Annotated in this window: 15 protein-coding genes and 1 pseudogene; 6 read left to right on the plus strand and 10 right to left on the minus strand. The window is 71.7% G+C overall.

What is annotated here, in order from left to right:
* Window positions 1-170: 170 nt before the first annotated feature.
* The 7 genes from GA0115233_RS00500 to GA0115233_RS00530 all read right to left on the minus strand — a co-directional run bounded on the left by GA0115233_RS00500 (window position 171) and on the right by GA0115233_RS00530 (window position 7,213).
* Window positions 171-947 carry an ABC transporter ATP-binding protein gene (locus GA0115233_RS00500; protein ID WP_093717989.1) on the minus strand — a complete coding sequence of 259 codons (777 nt, stop codon included), beginning with the start codon at window positions 945-947 and terminating at the stop codon, window positions 171-173.
* On the minus strand, window positions 940-1,875 hold the full coding sequence (locus GA0115233_RS00505) for an ABC transporter permease (RefSeq protein ID WP_093717990.1): 936 nt from the start codon (window positions 1,873-1,875) through the stop codon (window positions 940-942). Before GA0115233_RS00505 ends, GA0115233_RS00500 begins: the two co-directional genes overlap by 8 nt.
* A 96-nt stretch (window positions 1,876-1,971) precedes the next feature.
* Window positions 1,972-2,856 carry a glycosyltransferase family 2 protein gene (locus GA0115233_RS00510; RefSeq protein WP_093717991.1) on the minus strand — a complete coding sequence of 295 codons (885 nt, stop codon included), beginning with the start codon at window positions 2,854-2,856 and terminating at the stop codon, window positions 1,972-1,974.
* Between the two features lie 8 nt (window positions 2,857-2,864).
* Complete coding sequence (locus GA0115233_RS00515) at window positions 2,865-3,644, minus strand: CDP-alcohol phosphatidyltransferase family protein (protein ID WP_093717992.1); 780 nt, start codon at window positions 3,642-3,644, stop codon at window positions 2,865-2,867.
* The gene (locus tag GA0115233_RS00520; protein ID WP_093717993.1) at window positions 3,622-4,683 is read right to left on the minus strand and encodes an iron-containing alcohol dehydrogenase family protein; all 1,062 of its coding nucleotides are present in this window, start codon (window positions 4,681-4,683) and stop codon (window positions 3,622-3,624) included. The genes GA0115233_RS00515 and GA0115233_RS00520 overlap by 23 nt, the downstream gene beginning before the upstream one ends.
* On the minus strand, window positions 4,671-5,423 hold the full coding sequence (locus GA0115233_RS00525; RefSeq protein ID WP_093717994.1) for a phosphocholine cytidylyltransferase family protein: 753 nt from the start codon (window positions 5,421-5,423) through the stop codon (window positions 4,671-4,673). The genes GA0115233_RS00520 and GA0115233_RS00525 overlap by 13 nt, the downstream gene beginning before the upstream one ends.
* The gene (locus GA0115233_RS00530; protein ID WP_093717995.1) at window positions 5,420-7,213 is read right to left on the minus strand and encodes a DUF5941 domain-containing protein; all 1,794 of its coding nucleotides are present in this window, start codon (window positions 7,211-7,213) and stop codon (window positions 5,420-5,422) included. The genes GA0115233_RS00525 and GA0115233_RS00530 overlap by 4 nt, the downstream gene beginning before the upstream one ends.
* A gap of 277 nt (window positions 7,214-7,490) precedes the next feature.
* Here GA0115233_RS00530 and galE point away from each other — a divergent pair, with 277 nt between their 5' ends.
* The 3 genes from galE (at window position 7,491) to idi (ending at window position 10,293) form a co-directional block, all read left to right on the plus strand.
* Window positions 7,491-8,459 (plus strand): UDP-glucose 4-epimerase GalE, encoded by a 969-nt coding sequence (galE, locus tag GA0115233_RS00535; protein WP_093717996.1) that lies wholly within the window; start codon window positions 7,491-7,493, stop codon window positions 8,457-8,459.
* Between the two features lie 136 nt (window positions 8,460-8,595).
* Entirely contained in the window at window positions 8,596-9,534 is a 939-nt protein-coding gene (locus GA0115233_RS00540; protein ID WP_093717997.1) for a cation diffusion facilitator family transporter, read from the plus strand.
* Between the two features lie 165 nt (window positions 9,535-9,699).
* Complete coding sequence (gene idi / locus GA0115233_RS00545) at window positions 9,700-10,293, plus strand: isopentenyl-diphosphate Delta-isomerase (protein WP_093717998.1); 594 nt, start codon at window positions 9,700-9,702, stop codon at window positions 10,291-10,293.
* 41 nt (window positions 10,294-10,334) lie between these two features.
* On the opposite strand, the gene GA0115233_RS00550 is transcribed toward idi, so the two are convergent.
* On the minus strand, window positions 10,335-10,811 hold the full coding sequence (locus tag GA0115233_RS00550; RefSeq protein WP_093718110.1) for an ATP-binding protein: 477 nt from the start codon (window positions 10,809-10,811) through the stop codon (window positions 10,335-10,337).
* Between the two features lie 257 nt (window positions 10,812-11,068).
* On the opposite strand from GA0115233_RS00550, the gene GA0115233_RS00555 reads away from it, so the two are divergent.
* Complete coding sequence (locus GA0115233_RS00555) at window positions 11,069-11,824, plus strand: enoyl-CoA hydratase/isomerase family protein (RefSeq protein WP_093717999.1); 756 nt, start codon at window positions 11,069-11,071, stop codon at window positions 11,822-11,824.
* On the opposite strand, the gene GA0115233_RS00560 is transcribed toward GA0115233_RS00555, so the two are convergent.
* Window positions 11,811-12,446 (minus strand): DJ-1/PfpI family protein, encoded by a 636-nt coding sequence (locus tag GA0115233_RS00560; protein WP_093718000.1) that lies wholly within the window; start codon window positions 12,444-12,446, stop codon window positions 11,811-11,813. The genes GA0115233_RS00555 and GA0115233_RS00560 overlap by 14 nt on opposite strands.
* A gap of 29 nt (window positions 12,447-12,475) precedes the next feature.
* Window positions 12,476-13,437, minus strand: a pseudogene (locus tag GA0115233_RS00565) (GlxA family transcriptional regulator).
* 137 nt (window positions 13,438-13,574) lie between these two features.
* On the opposite strand from GA0115233_RS00565, the gene GA0115233_RS00570 reads away from it, so the two are divergent.
* Together GA0115233_RS00570 and GA0115233_RS40805 are read left to right on the plus strand one after the other, a co-directional pair.
* Window positions 13,575-14,444: an SCO6745 family protein gene (locus GA0115233_RS00570; protein ID WP_093718001.1), complete on the plus strand. Its 870-nt coding sequence runs from the start codon at window positions 13,575-13,577 to the stop codon at window positions 14,442-14,444.
* A gap of 219 nt (window positions 14,445-14,663) precedes the next feature.
* On the plus strand, window positions 14,664-14,795 hold the full coding sequence (locus GA0115233_RS40805) for an LPFR motif small protein (RefSeq protein ID WP_255310010.1): 132 nt from the start codon (window positions 14,664-14,666) through the stop codon (window positions 14,793-14,795).
* The last annotated feature ends 31 nt before the right edge of the window (window positions 14,796-14,826 follow it).

A 14,826-nucleotide genomic window follows, 5' to 3' on the forward strand; every position in this document is an offset into this window, starting at 1 on the left:
ACAGTGGTTTACCGGGGTGTCCTGCGCATCACAAGAACACACCGATTGGTCCCAAGATTCCTGCGGGAAGCCGCAGTTGGCGTTTCCTTCGCAGACGCAGAGCCCCGCCGGAAGGGTTCCGGCGGGGCTGGCGGAAGCGGGGTGGGCCGGGTGCGTCGGTCCGGTATGGACTACTTGCCCGTGAACTTCTCGTACTCCTTGAGGACCTCGTCCGTGGGTCCGTCCATGCGCAGCTCGCCCCGTTCCAGCCACAGCACACGGTTGCAGGTGTCGCGGATCGACTTGTTGTTGTGGCTGACCAGGAAGACCGTGCCGGCCTCCTTGCGCAGCTCGCGGATGCGGGCCTCGGAGCGCTTCTGGAACTTGCGGTCGCCGGTGGCCAGGGCCTCGTCGATCATCAGCACGTCGTGGTCCTTGGCGGCGGCGATGGAGAACCGCAGCCGGGCCGCCATACCCGACGAGTACGTGCGCATCGGCAGCGTGATGAAGTCGCCCTTCTCGTTGATCCCGGAGAAGTCCACGATCTCCTGGTAGCGCGCCTTGACCTGCTCGCGGGTCATCCCCATGGCGAGCCCGCCGAGGATCACGTTCCGCTCACCGGTCAGGTCGTTCATCAGGGCCGCGTTCACACCGAGCAGGGAGGGCTGGCCGTCGGTGTAGACCTTGCCGCTCTCGGCGGGCAGCAGTCCCGCGATGGCGCGCAGCAGGGTCGACTTGCCGGAGCCGTTGGAGCCGATCAGGCCGATGGCCTCGCCGCGGTAGGCGACGAAGGAGACCCCGCGCACGGCGTGCACCTTGCGCACGCCCCGCTCCTCGCCGCGCCTGAGGATGCGGCTGAGGGCGGCGGTGGCGCTGCCCTTGCCGGACTTGGCGCCGTTGACCCGGTAGACGATGTGCAGATCGTCGGCGATCACGGTGGGGCGGCGGTCCGCCTGCTGCTCAGCCACGGCCGTACCTCTCTTCCGCCTTCCAGAAGTACACGAAGCCGACGGCCCCGATCACCACGGCCCAGCCGACGGCGAACAGCCACACGTGCGGGGGCAGGTACGAGGAGCCGTAGCCGTCGATCAGCGCGAAGCGGATCAGGTCCATGTAGACGGCGGCGGGGTTCCACTGGAGGGCCTCGGTGAGCCAGCCCGGCACGTCCTTGTCGGCCAGCATCGCCGGGATGCTGAACATGACGCCCGAGGCGTACAGCCAGGTGCGCAGCACGAACGGCATCAGCTGGGCGAGGTCGGGGGTCTTGCTGCCCATCCGGGCGAAGATCAGCGCCAGGCCGGTGTTGAACACGAACTGCAGGGTGAGCGCCGGGACCACCAGCAGCCAGGACAGGCTCGGGTAGCTGCCGAACGCGACCATGATCAGCACCAGCACGATCATGGAGTAGAGCAGCTGCTGGAGCTGCTGGAGCGCGAAGGAGATCGGCAGGGAGGCGCGCGGGAAGTGCAGCGCGCGCACCAGGCCCAGGTTGCCGGAGATGGCGCGCACGCCGGCGAGGACCGAGCTCTGGGTGAAGGTGAACACGAACACGCCCGTGACCAGGAACGGCACGTAGATGTCGTGGGGGATGCCCTTACGGGCGCCCAGGAGCAGACCGAAAATGAAGAAGTACACGAGCGCGTTCAGCAGCGGTGTGGCCACCTGCCACAGCTGGCCGAGCTTCGCCTGGCTGTACTGGGCGGTCAGCTTCGCCCGTGAGAAGGCGAGGATGAAGTGCCGCCGGTCCCAGAGCTGGCGGACGTACTCGACGAGCGTGGGGCGGGCGCCGCTCACGCTCAGCCCGTACTTGGCGGCCAGTTCGGCCGCCGTGAGTCCCTCGTCGGGCGACGGGGGCGCGGTCACCGCGACCTGGCCGTCGTGCGTTGTCTCACTCACTGGTGGAAACTTTCGTCTTCGGGATGCGCAGCCTGTGCGGGCATGCCGGGTGCCTGAGGTCTGGGTGCGGACCTCCTGTGCGTGCTTGGAAGCTTGTCAGATGACAGGAGGACGGCCCAGCCTGGTCAGCCGCCACACCGTACGCCACTTCATGGGACGGCGTGGCCCGCAGGGGCTCGTCCAGCCTTCCCGGAATCCGCCGAACCATGCCCGCAGGGCGGGGACCGAGGGGCGGCGCACCAGGGTGAGCAGCAGCCAGACGCCCAGGTAGACCGGGATCAGGAGGGCGGGCAGATTGCGGCGGGCCAGCCAGACGCGGTTGCGGGCGACCATGCGGTGGTAGACCGCGTGCCGGGAGGGGGCGGTCGTGGGGTGGTACAGCACCATGTCGGACCGGTAGTCGATCATCCAGCCCGCGTCGAGGGCCCGCCATGCCAGGTCGGTTTCCTCGTGCGCGTAGAAGAATTCGTCCGGGAGTCCGCCGACCTCGGCGAAGACCTGGGTGCGGACGGCGTTGGCGCCGCCCAGGAAGGTGGTGACCCGGGAGGAGCGCATCGGGTCGCTGGCGCGCAGCCGGGGGACGTGGCGGCGCTGCGTCTGCCCGGTCTCGGGGTCGGCGATTCGGAAGCTGATGATGCCGAGCCGGGGGTCCTCGGCGAAGGCCTTGCGGCACAGCTCGGCGGTGTCGTGGTGGGCGAGCAGGCCGTCGTCGTCGAGGAAGAGCAATATGTCGACGTCGCGGCCGCTGGGGCCGAATGCCTCGATACCGACGTTGCGGCCACCGGGGATGCCGAGGTTCTCGGGCAGCTCGATGGTGCGCACGCCCTCCGGGACGTCCGGGACGGCCGCGCCGTTGCCGACGACGACTACTTCGACGCGGTCGCCCTCCTGCTTGGCGATGGAGTCCAGGAGCGCGCGCAGCTCCTCGGGCCGGTTGCCCATGGTGATGATCACCGCTCCGACCTTCGGGGAGGTCTCCATGGGCGCGCTCACCTCAGCCTGCTCGACGCGAGGATGGAGACCAGGTGCAGCACGGTCTGGAGCATCGCGATCCCGGCGAGCACGGCGACGCCGAGGCGGGAGAAGAACAGGTCGCCGTGGATCTGGTCGGCGACGGCCAGCACCAGGATCAGCAGCGAGGCCTCGATGCCGAGGATCAGCCGGTGGAACTTGAGCATGGCGGCGGCCCGGCGGGCGAGCGCCATGCCGGAGGAGCGCATCTCGGCGGCGGCCTCCTGCACCGGCGGCTTGCCGTTCTGGTGCCGGGCGACACCGACCAGGTCGGTCTCGGCCTTGATCAGGATGGCGCCGAGCGCGGCCAGGGTGCCGAGGAAGGCCCACAGCCAGTCGATACGGCCGCTGCCCCACAGGTCGGCGGCGCGCAGTCCGAAGCCGGTGAGGACGGCGGCGTCGGTGAGATAGGCGCCCACCCGGTCCAGGTAGACGCCGCTGAGCGAGTACTGCTTGCGCCAGCGGGCGATCTCGCCGTCGACGCAGTCCAGCAGCAGATACATCTGCACGCAGACCACGCCGAGCACGGCGCCCGGGATCCCCGGCACGAGCAGTGCCGGGGCCGCGAGCACGCCGAAGACGGTCATCAGGTACGTGAGCTGGTTGGGCGTGACCCTGGTGTTGACCAGGTAGCGGTCGACCCGCAGGGACACCTCACGCATGTAGAGGCGTCCCATCCAGTGCTCACCGCTGCGCCGGTCCTTCACCCCCGCGGGGTGAACGACCGGACGGAGTTCAGCTACCGATGGCCTTGACATAGTCGGCGTAGATGTCCTTGATCTGGTCGGTTGTCAGGTCGAGGTGTTCGAGGATGGTGTAACGGCCGGGCCGGGTCTGCGGAGCGAACTCCACGGCACGGACGAACTCCTGTGTGCTGAAGCCGATCTCCTCCGGCAGCACCGGGAGCCCGTGGCGACGCAGCACCCCGGCCATGTAGGCCGACTCCTCGTGGGCACCGCGCAGGTACATCGCGAAGGCCGCGCCCAGCCCGCACTGTTCGCCGTGGGCGGCGGCGCGCCTGGGGTAGAGCAGGTCGAACGCGTGGTTGATCTCGTGGCAGGCGCCGGAGGACGGGCGGGAGTCGCCCGACACCGACATGGCGATACCGCTGAGCACCAGCGCCTCGGCGAGCACCTGGAGGAAGTCGGTGTCCCCGACCCCGCCCGGGTGCCTGAGCACCGCCTCCCCGGCCTGCCGGGCGATGGCGGCGGCCAGGCCGTCGATCTTCTCCCCCTTGACGCGGTGGGCCAGTTCCCAGTCCGCGATGGCGGAGATGTTGGAGACGGCGTCCCCGATCCCGGCGCGCACGAAGCGGACCGGGGCCTCCCGGATGACGTCGAGGTCGATGACGACCGCGATCGGGTTGGGCACGCCGTAGGAGCCGCGGCCCGCGTCGTTGTCGAGGGTGGCGACCGGCGAGCACAGGCCGTCGTGCGCAAGGTTGGTGGGTACGGCGACCAGCGGGAGGCCGACCCGTGCCGCGGCGAACTTCGCACAGTCGATGATCTTGCCGCCGCCGAGTCCGACGACCGCGTCGTAGTGGCCGGCCTTTATGGCGCCGGCCAGCCGGACCGCGTCGTCGAGGGTGCCGCCGCCGACCTCGTACCAGCTGGCGCCGGGCAGCGAGGGGGCGAGCCGCTCGCGCAGCCTGGCGCCGGAGCCGCCGCTGACGGCGACGGCCAGCTTGCCGGAGTGCGAGACGCGCTCGTCGGCGAGGACGCAGCCCAGATCGTCGAGGGCACCCGGGCGGATGTCCACGACGACCGGCGAGGGAATCAGCCGGGTCAGTACTGGCACGCGATCTCCCGTCCGCGGGCGAGATCGTCGTGGTTGTCGATCTCCACCCACTGAACGTCACCGATCGGCGCCGTGTCGATCCTGAAGCCGCGGTTCACGAGCTCCTGGTAGCCGTGCTCGTAGAACTGCTGCGGGTCGGTCTCCCAGACCGTCTTCAGCGCGTCGACCAGTTCGGGGGCGGCGTCGCCCTCGATGAGGGTGACACCGATGTACTCGCCGGTGGCCTCGGCCGGGTCCATCAGCTTGGTGATCCTCGTGACGCCCTTGGCGGGGTCCACGACGACCTTCATCTCCTCGTCGGCGAGGGACTTCACGCTGTCCAGGGCGAGGATGATCTTCTTGCCGTCGCCGCGGGCGGCGAGCAGCGTCTTCTCGACGGAGACCGGGTGGACGGTGTCGCCGTTGGCGAGGATCACGCCGTCCTTGAGGACGTCACGGCCGCACCACAGGGAGTAGGCGTTGTTCCACTCCTCGGCCTTGTCGTTGTCGATGAGGGTGAGCTTGAGGCCGTACTTGGCCTCCAGCGCCGCCTTGCGCGCGTACACGGCCTCCTTGCGGTAGCCGACGATGATCGCGACCTCGGTCAGGCCGATCTCGGCGAAATTGCCGAGGGTGAGGTCCAGGACCGTCGGTTCGCCCTCTATGCCCGCGGGGCCCACCGGCACCAGAGCCTTGGGAAGGCTGTCGGTGTAGGGGCGCAGACGCCGTCCGGCGCCGGCCGCGAGCACGAGGCCGATCATGCGGGTTCTCCTTCATCGTGAACGGCGGGTGCCCCTGCGGACACCCAGAAGCGGATGCTCTCGACGAGCACCACGAGGGCGACGGCCACGGCCAGAACCGTGAGCGCTGCCTGGAATTGCGAGGCGGTGAGGACCGCGGCCAGGACGGTGACGAGCAGAGTCCGTCCTTCGTGCCCCCCGACGGCGCGCACCAGCCAGGCCGGGGGCGCCCCGGCGTTGCCGCGGATGCGGTACACCGTGTCGTAGTGATGGTAGGCGACGGCCGCCACCAGTCCGAAAGCCGCAGGAAGGGCCCCGTTCACGTCCGCGCGGGCCGCGAGGACCAGGACCGTGCCGTACTCGGCGGCGCGGAACACCGGGGGCACCAGCCAGTCGAGGGGGCCCTTGAGGGGCCGGGCGACGGCAAGGCCGGAGGTGACGGCGTAGACGAGGGCGCCGACGACGGGCAGGGGGCCGCCGAAGCCGGTGAAGGCGGCGGTGGCGATCAGTACGAGGCCGCCGAGCAGGGCGACCGCGGGGGCGGCGAAGCCGGGGAGCCCGCGCGCGACGCTCTTCGTCGCCCGCGCGAGACCCTCGGCGAGGGGGCCGGAGTCGGCGAGGTCCGCCAGCGCCCGCGCCGCCCGGTCGGTGCGGCGGGCCCTGCGGGTCACCGAGCGCAGCACGCGGCCCGCCGTGGTGTACGTGGCCGCGAAGGCGCAGCCGATCAGCAGGGCGTAGAAGGTGATCCGCGGCGTGGTGAACGCGGTGAGCACGGCGATCATCGCCCAGCGTTCGCCGATCGGCAGGACGATCATGCGGCGTACCCAGACCGTCCAGCCGACGCTGTCGAGCTTGTCGGAGAGGGCGGCGGTGGGGCTGGTGTTGGCGGTGGCGTCGTGGTTGGCCTCGTTGAAGGAGAAGTCCACGACGTGCCGGCAGGTCTGCAGGACCATCGCGCCGAGGGCGAGTGCCCAGACGTCGTCGCCGCCGCGGGCCGCGCCGAGGGCGAGGCCCGCGTAGTAGGCGTACTCCTTGGCCCGGTCGAAGGTGGCGTCGAGCCAGGCGCCGAGGGTGGAGTACTGCAGCGAGTAGCGGGCGAGCTGGCCGTCGGTGCAGTCCAGCACGAAGGAGAAGAGCAGCAGCACACCGGCGGCGACGAAACCGCCGCGGGTGCCGGTGGCCGCGCAGCCGGCCGCGATCAGCGCGGTGAGCAGGGAGGCGGTGGTGACCTGGTTCGGGGTCAGACCGCGGCGGGCGCACCAGCGCGCGATGTAGCGGGAGTAGGGGCTGATGAAGAAGGTGGTGAAGAAGCCGTCGCGGGCCTTGACCGCCGACTTCAGACGTATGGCCTCGTCGTCGACGGCGGCGACGGCCTGCCGGGCCTCGTTGCGGGCCTGGGGGTCGGCCGGGACGGTGGCCACCAGGCTGCCGAGTTCGGGGCGGTGCACCTCGGTGTCGAGGGCCTCCACGATCCGGTCGGCGAGGCTGTCCACGAGGGTGGTGCCGGCGGCGGAGTTCTCGCGGGCCAGGGCCCGGGTCAGGGCCTGCCGGGCGGCGGGCTGGGCCGTGACGGCGCCCGGGATCGCGGCGAGCGGGAAGCGGGGGTCGGTCAGCCCGAGGCGCAGCGCGTGCGCGTGGCCGACGAAGCGGGCGTCGACCACGGCGACCCGCTCCCCGCTCGGCACCCGCGCCAGCAGCGACTCCGCCTCAGCGGCGTCGGCGGCGGCGCGGACGTCGAAGCCGAGGGAGCGCAGCTCGCTCTCGATCGACGATCCGGGGACCGGCTGACCGGTGAGGATGGCGGTCGACAACCGAACTCACTCCCTGGGTGCCGACGCGCCGGCGCCGGTCATTGACAGGATGGGGGCGCCCCGGTCTGTGGCACCCGGGCGACATGTCGGCAGAGGCTATCGGATAACGGGAACGCGGCGTTCACCGCCCGTTTCCCGGTCCGAACAACGCGGTTCGCACGCGCCTTTGCCGCGATCATCATCGGGGAAACGGGGCCCGGCCCACAAACCGCGCTACCAGAAAGGACATTCGGCGCATTTCTTACGGCTGCGGGGCCGGAGCATAGGGTGGGCGACCATGACGTGGCTGATCACCGGCGGGGCCGGGTACATCGGGGCACATGTGGCGCGGGCCATGAGCGAGGCCGGGGAACGCGTGGTGGCGCTGGACGACCTCTCGGCCGGGGTGCCCGCGCGACTGCCGGCCGAGGTGCCGCTGGTGCGGGGGTCCTCGCTCGACGCCGAGCTGCTCAAGCGGGTCCTCGCCGAGCACGCGGTGACGGGTGTGGTGCATCTCGCGGCTCGCAAGCAGGTCGCCGAGTCGGTGGCCCAGCCGACCCGGTACTACCGGGAGAACGTGGGGGGCCTGGCCACCCTCCTCGACGCGGCGGCCGGGGCCGGCGTCGAGCGGTTCGTCTTCTCCTCCTCGGCCGCGGTCTACGGCAACCCCGAGGTGGACCTCATCACCGAGGACACCCCGTGCGCCCCGGTGAACCCCTACGGCGAGACCAAGCTCACCGGCGAGTGGCTGGTACGGGCCGCGGGCCGCGCCCACGGCATGGCGACGGTGTGCCTGCGCTACTTCAACGTGGCCGGGGCCGCGGCGCCCGAGCTGGCCGACACCGGGGTGTTCAACATCGTGCCGATGGTCTTCGACCGGCTGACCCGCGACGAGGCGCCGCGGATCTTCGGCGCCGACTATCCGACCCCGGACGGCACCTGCGTACGCGACTACATCCATGTCGCCGATCTCGCCGAGGCCCATCTGGCGGCCGCCCGGCACCTGGCGTCCGGTGCGCGCGGCGATCTGACGGTCAACATCGGCCGGGGCGAGGGCGTCTCGGTGCGCGAGCTGATCGACGTCATCGGCGAGGTCACCGGGGACCGGCGGGCGCCAGTGGTGGAGGGGCGCCGCCCCGGGGACGCGCCGCGGGCCGTCGCCTCCGCCGCGCGGGCCGCGGAGGTGCTGGGCTGGACGGCCCGCCGGTCGGTTCCGGAGATGGTCGGGTCGGCTTGGCGAGGCTGGCGGCTGCACCGCGGCGGATGATCACCCCAGCGCTCTGACCTGCGGATCGTTTCCGCAGGTCAGAGCATATGACAACGGTGTTCAGTGCCGCGTTGCCGGATACCCCCCACCCGTAGTTCACTGTGATCCCGGAAGCGATGACAGGAGGCGGCTTTCCATGGGGGCTGGGCACGATCACTCGCACGCCCACGGCGGGCACGGCGGCGGTACGGCGACCACGGCGTACCGCGGACGGCTGCGCGTCGCGCTGGCGATCACGCTCACCGTCATGGTCGTGGAGATCGTCGGCGGTGTGGTCGCCGACTCCCTCGCCCTCGTCGCGGACGCCGCGCACATGGCGACCGACGCGGTGGGGCTCGCCATGGCGCTGCTCGCGATCCACTTCGCCAACCGTCCGGCGACCGGCAACCGCACCTTCGGCTACGCCCGCGCCGAGATCCTCGCGGCGCTCGCCAACTGTCTGCTGCTGCTCGGCGTCGGCGGGTACGTGCTGTACGAGGCGATCCAGCGGTTCATCACCCCGGCCGAGACCGAGGGCGGCCTGATGATCGTGTTCGGCGCGATCGGCCTGGTCGCGAACATGATCTCCCTCACCCTGCTGATGCGCGGCCAGAAGGAGAGCCTGAACGTGCGCGGCGCCTTCCTAGAGGTGGCCGCGGACGCGCTGGGCTCGGTGGCGGTGCTGCTCTCCGCTGTGGTGATCATGACGACGGGCTGGCAGGCGGCCGACCCCGTCGCCTCGCTGCTGATCGGTCTGTTGATCGTGCCGCGCACCCTCAAGCTGCTCCGCGAGACCCTGGACGTCCTGCTGGAAGCGGCGCCCAGGGACGTCGACATGGCCGAAGTGCGGGCCCACATACTCGCCCTCGACGGTGTCGAGGACGTGCACGACCTGCACGCCTGGACCATCACCTCCGGGATGCCGGTGCTCTCCGCGCACGTGGTCGTCAGCTCCGAGGCGCTCAACGCGATCGGCCACGAGAAGATGCTGCACGAGCTCCAGGGCTGTCTGGGCGACCACTTCGACGTGGAGCACTGCACCTTCCAGCTGGAGCCCGGCGGGCACGCCGAGCACGAGGCGCGGCTCTGCCACTGAACCCGTCCGGACCGGAGTGCAGCGGTCCGGCGCGCGGCGGCGTCTTCACCCCCACAGCCGGGCGTCGCCAGGGTTCCGCCGTCGCCGCGCCGGGCACGATCACATGCCGGGAGTGCCGGATTCGTGCGGCACACTTGGGGCGCACAACCGATGCGAAGGATGGGTATGCCGATCACACCTGCCGCAGCGACGCACACGCCGTCGAACGGCACCGCGGACGAGATTTTGCTCGAACTGGTCGACGAGAACGGTGTGACGATCGGCACCGCTGAGAAGCTCGCCGCCCACCAGCCGCCGGGGCAGCTGCACCGCGCCTTCTCCGTCTTCCTCTTCGACGAGCGGGGCCGGCTGCTCCTCCAGCAGCGGGCGCTGGGCAAGTACCACTCCCCCGGTGTGTGGTCCAACACCTGCTGCGGGCACCCCTACCCGGGCGAGGCGCCCTTCGCGGCGGCGGCCCGGCGCACCTTCGAGGAGCTGGGGGTCTCGCCGTCGCTGATGGCCGAGGCGGGCACGGTCCGCTACAACCACCCGGACCCGGCATCGGGCCTGGTGGAACAGGAGTTCAACCACCTCTTCGTGGGCCTGGTGCAGGCGCCGCCGCGGCCGGACCCGGAGGAGGTCGGGGCCACCGCGTTCGTCACGCCCGGGGAGCTGGCGGAGCGGCACGCGAAGGACACCTTCTCGGCCTGGTTCATGACGGTGCTGGACGCGGCCCGTCCCGCGGTACGCGAACTGACGGGCCCGTCGGCCGGCTGGTGAGCGGTACCGCGGAACCTGCGCGGACCTGAGACCGAAGCGTCCTACGGCACGTGCGCGGGCCTGAGCGGCAGGGCGGCCCAGATCACCTTGCCGCCGCTCGCGGTGTGCTCGACGTCGCAGACGCCGCCCCACTCCCGGGCCACCTCGCGCACCAGCAGCAGCCCCCGCCCGCCCGTCTGGCCGTGGTCGGCCTCCAGGGCGGTGGGGCGGTAGGGGTGGTTGTCCTCCACGGACACCCGCACCCATTCGGCGCCGACGGCGACCTCCACGGCGAGCATCGGGGAGAGCAGGGCCGCGTGCCGGACGGCGTTCGTGACCAGCTCCGAGACGATCAGCAGCAGACCGTGCACCTGGTCGTCCGTCAGCGGCACCCCCTGGCGGTACAGCAGGTCCCGTACGGCGTGCCGCGCCTGCGGGACGGACGCGTCGACGGCCGAGGCGGTGAACCGCCACACCCCCTCGTAGGGAAGTGGGCCATCCGCTGGGCGTGGGGCGGGCCCGCGCCCGTGGTTCTCCATCGTCCGGTCGCCACCCTTGCGCTCGATTGTCACCACGAGTCGAGTGTTGGTACTGAGCCGCTCCACTCCAGGGAACTGAACACAAGTCAGCTACTTTCGAGCGTTTCGCGATCGATGCCGTATGGCCTGGTCGGGACTGGGACCGATCCTGTCCGACCCGTGCCACCTTTACGAACTATTCGGGTTGTACGGGTTTGCGCGTGACGAAGGCCGCACCCAGGCCTGGACCCCGCACGGGGGCGGATAACATCCCGCGCATGGAGCCGCAGCTGTTGCACGGTGTCACCGACTCGGTGGCCACCGTCGTCATCCACCATCCCGTGAAGCGCAACGCGATGACGTCGGCGATGTGGGCGGAGCTGCCACCGCTGCTGAAGGAGCTGGCGGCCGATCCGGAGGTGCGGGCGCTGGTGCTGACCGGGGCGGGCGGGACGTTCTGCGCGGGCGCGGACATCAGTACGCTCCAGGACGCGCCCGAGGAGGCGCAGCGCCTCGCGGTACGGGCCGAGGAAGCCCTCGCCGCCTTCCCCAAGCCGACGCTGGCCGCCGTGCGCGGGCACTGCGTGGGCGGCGGTACGCAGTTGGCGGCGGCCTGCGATCTGCGGTTCGCGGAGGAGGGGGCGCAGTTCGGGGTGACGCCGGCGAACCTGGGCATCGTCTACCCGGCGTCCTCCACCCGGCGGCTGGTGGCGCTGACGAGTCCGTCGGCGGCGAAGTACCTGCTGTTCTCGGGCGAGTTGATCGACTCCGAGCGGGCGCTGCGCACGGGACTGGTCGACGAGGTGCTGCCCGCGGGCGAACTGGACAAGCGGGTCGCGGAGTTCACCCGGATCCTGGTGAGCCGGTCCCAGCTGACGCAGGCCGCCGCGAAGGAGTTCGCCGACGGCCGCGAGGACCGGGAGGACCACTGGCGCGTGCAGGCCCGCTCCGGGGGCGACCTGGCGGAGGGCGTCGCCGCCTTCCTCCAGCGCAGGCCGCCCCGGTTCACCTGGACCGTGCCTACCTCAGGATGAACCGGCTGTTGCTCCGGAACTCCTCCACCAGGTGCGCGGGGGCCTTCTCGGGCGAACCGGCGTCGTAGGGCGGGTGCGGGTCGTACTCGGTCAGCAGTTGTACGGCCTGGGCGTGCTCGTCGCCCGCGATGCGCCCGAGCAGGGTCAGCCCCATGTCGATACCGGAGGAGACCCCGGCGGCGGTGACGTACTTGCCGTCGATGACGACCCGCTCCCCCGTGGCCTCCACCTCGAACGTCTTCAGGTACTCCAGCGCCAGCCAGTGCGAGGTGGCCCGCCGCCCCTTGAGCAGCCCGGCGGCGGCCAGCAGCAGCGAGCCGGTGCACACGGAGGTGGTCCAGGTGCTGGTGGCGTCGGCCGCGCGCAGCCAGTCCAGGAGTGCGGTGTTCTCCATCTGCGGGGTCTGTCCCGGGCCGCCCGGCACGACGACGATGTCCGGGCTCGTCACGTCGGCGAGGGTGCGGTCGGCGGTGAGCGCGAGGTTGCCGGTGTCCGTGCGGACGGGACCGGCCTGCTCGGCCACGAAGACGGTTTCCGAGTCGGGAAGTCGGCCGAGGGTTTCGTAGGGGCCCACGGCGTCCAGGGCGGTGAAGCGGTCGAAGAGGAGGATGGCGATCTGCATGTCGGCCTTTCCGGGGTGGTGGCTGGTGCTCAGGACGTGTGCGCCGGGCGGAAGCGGCGGCGGTACTCCGTGGGGGCCGTGCCCAAGGCCTTGAGGAAGGCCCGGCGCATGGCTTCGGGCGTGCCGTAGCCGCTGGCCCGGGCGACTTCCTCGACGCCCGAGGTGGTGTCCTCCAGCAGGCGGCGGGCGTGTTCCAGACGGACCCGGTCCACGTAGCGGCCGGGGGTCGTGCCCGTTTCGGCGCGGAAGGCACGGGCGAAGTGGCGCGGGGAGAGGCCCGCGCGGGCGGCCAGGGTCTCGACACCCAGGTCGGCGGCCGGGTGCTCGGTGATCCACTGCTGGATGTCCCGAAGGGGTTCGCGGCGGGCCGTCTGGGCGGCCAACTGGGCGCTGAACTGGGCCTGGTTGCCGGGGCGGCGCAGGAAGACCACCAGGTGGCGGGCGACGGTCAGGGCGGTTTCCCGGCCCAGGTCCTCCTCGACCAGGGCCAGCGCCAGGTCGATGCCCGCGGTGACGCCCGCCGAGGTGGCGACGGGGCCGTCCCGGACGTAGATGGGATCGGGATCGACGCACACGGACGGGTGGTCGCGGGCGAGCTTGTCGCAGTACGCCCAATGGGTGGTCACGCGGCGGCCGTCCAGGAGGCCGGCCTCCGCGAGCAGGATCGCGCCGGTGCAGACCGAGACCAGGCGCGGGGTGTGCGGGCCGTGGCGGCGCAGCCAGTCCGTCAGGGCGGGGGCCGGGCTCCGGGTGCCCCTGGCCGCCGGGGGACCAGGAGGGTGTGCGGTGCGGGCGCGGCGGCGAGGGAGGTGTCCGGGGCCAGGGTCAGGCCGCTGGAGGTGCGGACCGGGGCGCCGTCCAGGGAGGCGGTGCGGATGCCGTAGCTGCCCGGGGCCTGGAGCTCCGCGCCCGCGAAGACCTCCAGCGGGCCGGTGACGTCGAGGCTCTGGACGCCGTCGAAGAGGATCAGGAGAACCGTTCGCTGCGCCATGCACACGATTCTTGGCGGGCGGGGCGATGGCCGCAATGACGAGTTTCCCACCTTTCCTGCCATCCGGGCGGCCCTGTTCCTGTCATCTGGGCGGCCCTCTGGACAGGAGATACCAACCGGTCGGTAACCTGCCGGGCATGACTACAGCCGCCCTGGACCCGCGCGCGGGCCGCCGCTGCGCCAGTGCCCTCAACACGCTGCACGCCCTGCACTACTTCGCGCCCGAACTGGGCCGGGAGGCGCAGGCCCTCGGGATCACCCACCCCAAGGCCGTGAACTTCGCGATGCGGGCCGCCGCCCTGGGCGCCGCGGGGCCCGGGACCGTGGCCGCGACCTTCTACAACTACAAGTACGAGGCCGTGGCCCGGCACGTCCCCGCCGTGTGGCGGACGGCCGCCCCGGAGCAGGTGCTGGCGGCACGCGCGCGTGCCGTGGACGCCATGCTGCGGCGGCTGCTCGGGGACGAGGCCGTCGCCTCGGCGGAGATGGCGGAGGCCGCGCGGCTGGCCCTGCGCGCCGCCGAGGCGTGCACGCGCCACGCCCGCCCGCTGTACGCGGCCCACGCCGACCTCGCCGTCCCCGAGGAGCCGCACCTGGCGTACTTCCACGCGGCCACGCTGCTGCGCGAGTACCGGGGCGACGGGCATCTGATCGCGCTGGTCTCCGCCGAACTGGACGGCCTGGAGGCCCTGGTGACGCACACCGCGACCGGCCGCGGCTTCACCCCGCGCTGGCAGCTGGCCACCCGCGGCTGGAGCCAGGAGGACTGGGAGGCGGCCCACGCCCGGCTGCGCGAGCGCGGACTGCTGGACGGCTCCGGCGGCCTCACCGACCGGGGCGCCGCCCTGCGCGAGGAGATCGAACAGCACACGGACCGCCTGGACCGCGCCCCCTACGAGCACCTGGGTCCCGAGGGCGTGGCCCGGCTGACCGAACTGACCTCCGGGTTCGTGCGCACGGCACTGGCGGCGGGCGCCTTTCCGGCGGACCTGATCGGGAAGGGCTGACCGGCAAGGGCCGACCGGCGCCGCACCGGGACCGGCAGCGGTCCGCGCGGCCGCGGCCGCATCGGTACGGACCGCCCCCGCCGGCCGCCGCGACCAAATGCGGCGGGCCTTCTCCCGGGCTGATCGATACGTCCCTGATCGACCGTCGTGCATGCCCCGGCGCAGGTGAGGTACCCGGCACCCACCGGCCGGCCCGGTCGGGAAGGAAAGGGGATGCTCGTGTTCCGTGCTATCGCTGATGTTCTGCGCCAGATCGGTGGCGCCATCGCCACTGTCGTGACGCTGCCGTTCCGGGCGCTCGCCCGACTGTTCGGCGGCGCCTCGGGCAGTGCCAAGGGGCACCGGGCCTGACGCCGTGGCGCCCTGATCCCCGGTTGTCGGT

This window comes from Streptomyces sp. DI166 (genome assembly GCF_900091315.1).
Lineage (GTDB): Bacteria > Actinomycetota > Actinomycetes > Streptomycetales > Streptomycetaceae > Streptomyces > Streptomyces fuscus.

Excerpts from the sequence above, each read along its gene's own strand:
- GA0115233_RS00525 (WP_093717994.1), bottom strand. The coding sequence starts at position 5,423 with ATGATCGGCCTCGTGCTCGCGGCCGGCGCCGGACGGCGTCTGCGCCCC.
- galE (WP_093717996.1), top strand. The coding sequence starts at position 7,491 with ATGACGTGGCTGATCACCGGCGGGGCCGGGTACATCGGGGCACATGTG.
- GA0115233_RS00510 (WP_093717991.1), bottom strand. The coding sequence starts at position 2,856 with ATGGAGACCTCCCCGAAGGTCGGAGCGGTGATCATCACCATGGGCAAC.
- GA0115233_RS00515 (WP_093717992.1), bottom strand. The coding sequence starts at position 3,644 with ATGTCAAGGCCATCGGTAGCTGAACTCCGTCCGGTCGTTCACCCCGCG.
- GA0115233_RS00555 (WP_093717999.1), top strand. The coding sequence starts at position 11,069 with ATGGAGCCGCAGCTGTTGCACGGTGTCACCGACTCGGTGGCCACCGTC.
- GA0115233_RS00570 (WP_093718001.1), top strand. The coding sequence starts at position 13,575 with ATGACTACAGCCGCCCTGGACCCGCGCGCGGGCCGCCGCTGCGCCAGT.
- GA0115233_RS00560 (WP_093718000.1), bottom strand. The coding sequence starts at position 12,446 with ATGCAGATCGCCATCCTCCTCTTCGACCGCTTCACCGCCCTGGACGCC.
- idi (WP_093717998.1), top strand. The coding sequence starts at position 9,700 with ATGCCGATCACACCTGCCGCAGCGACGCACACGCCGTCGAACGGCACC.
- GA0115233_RS00550 (WP_093718110.1), bottom strand. The coding sequence starts at position 10,811 with ATGGAGAACCACGGGCGCGGGCCCGCCCCACGCCCAGCGGATGGCCCA.
- GA0115233_RS00540 (WP_093717997.1), top strand. The coding sequence starts at position 8,596 with ATGGGGGCTGGGCACGATCACTCGCACGCCCACGGCGGGCACGGCGGC.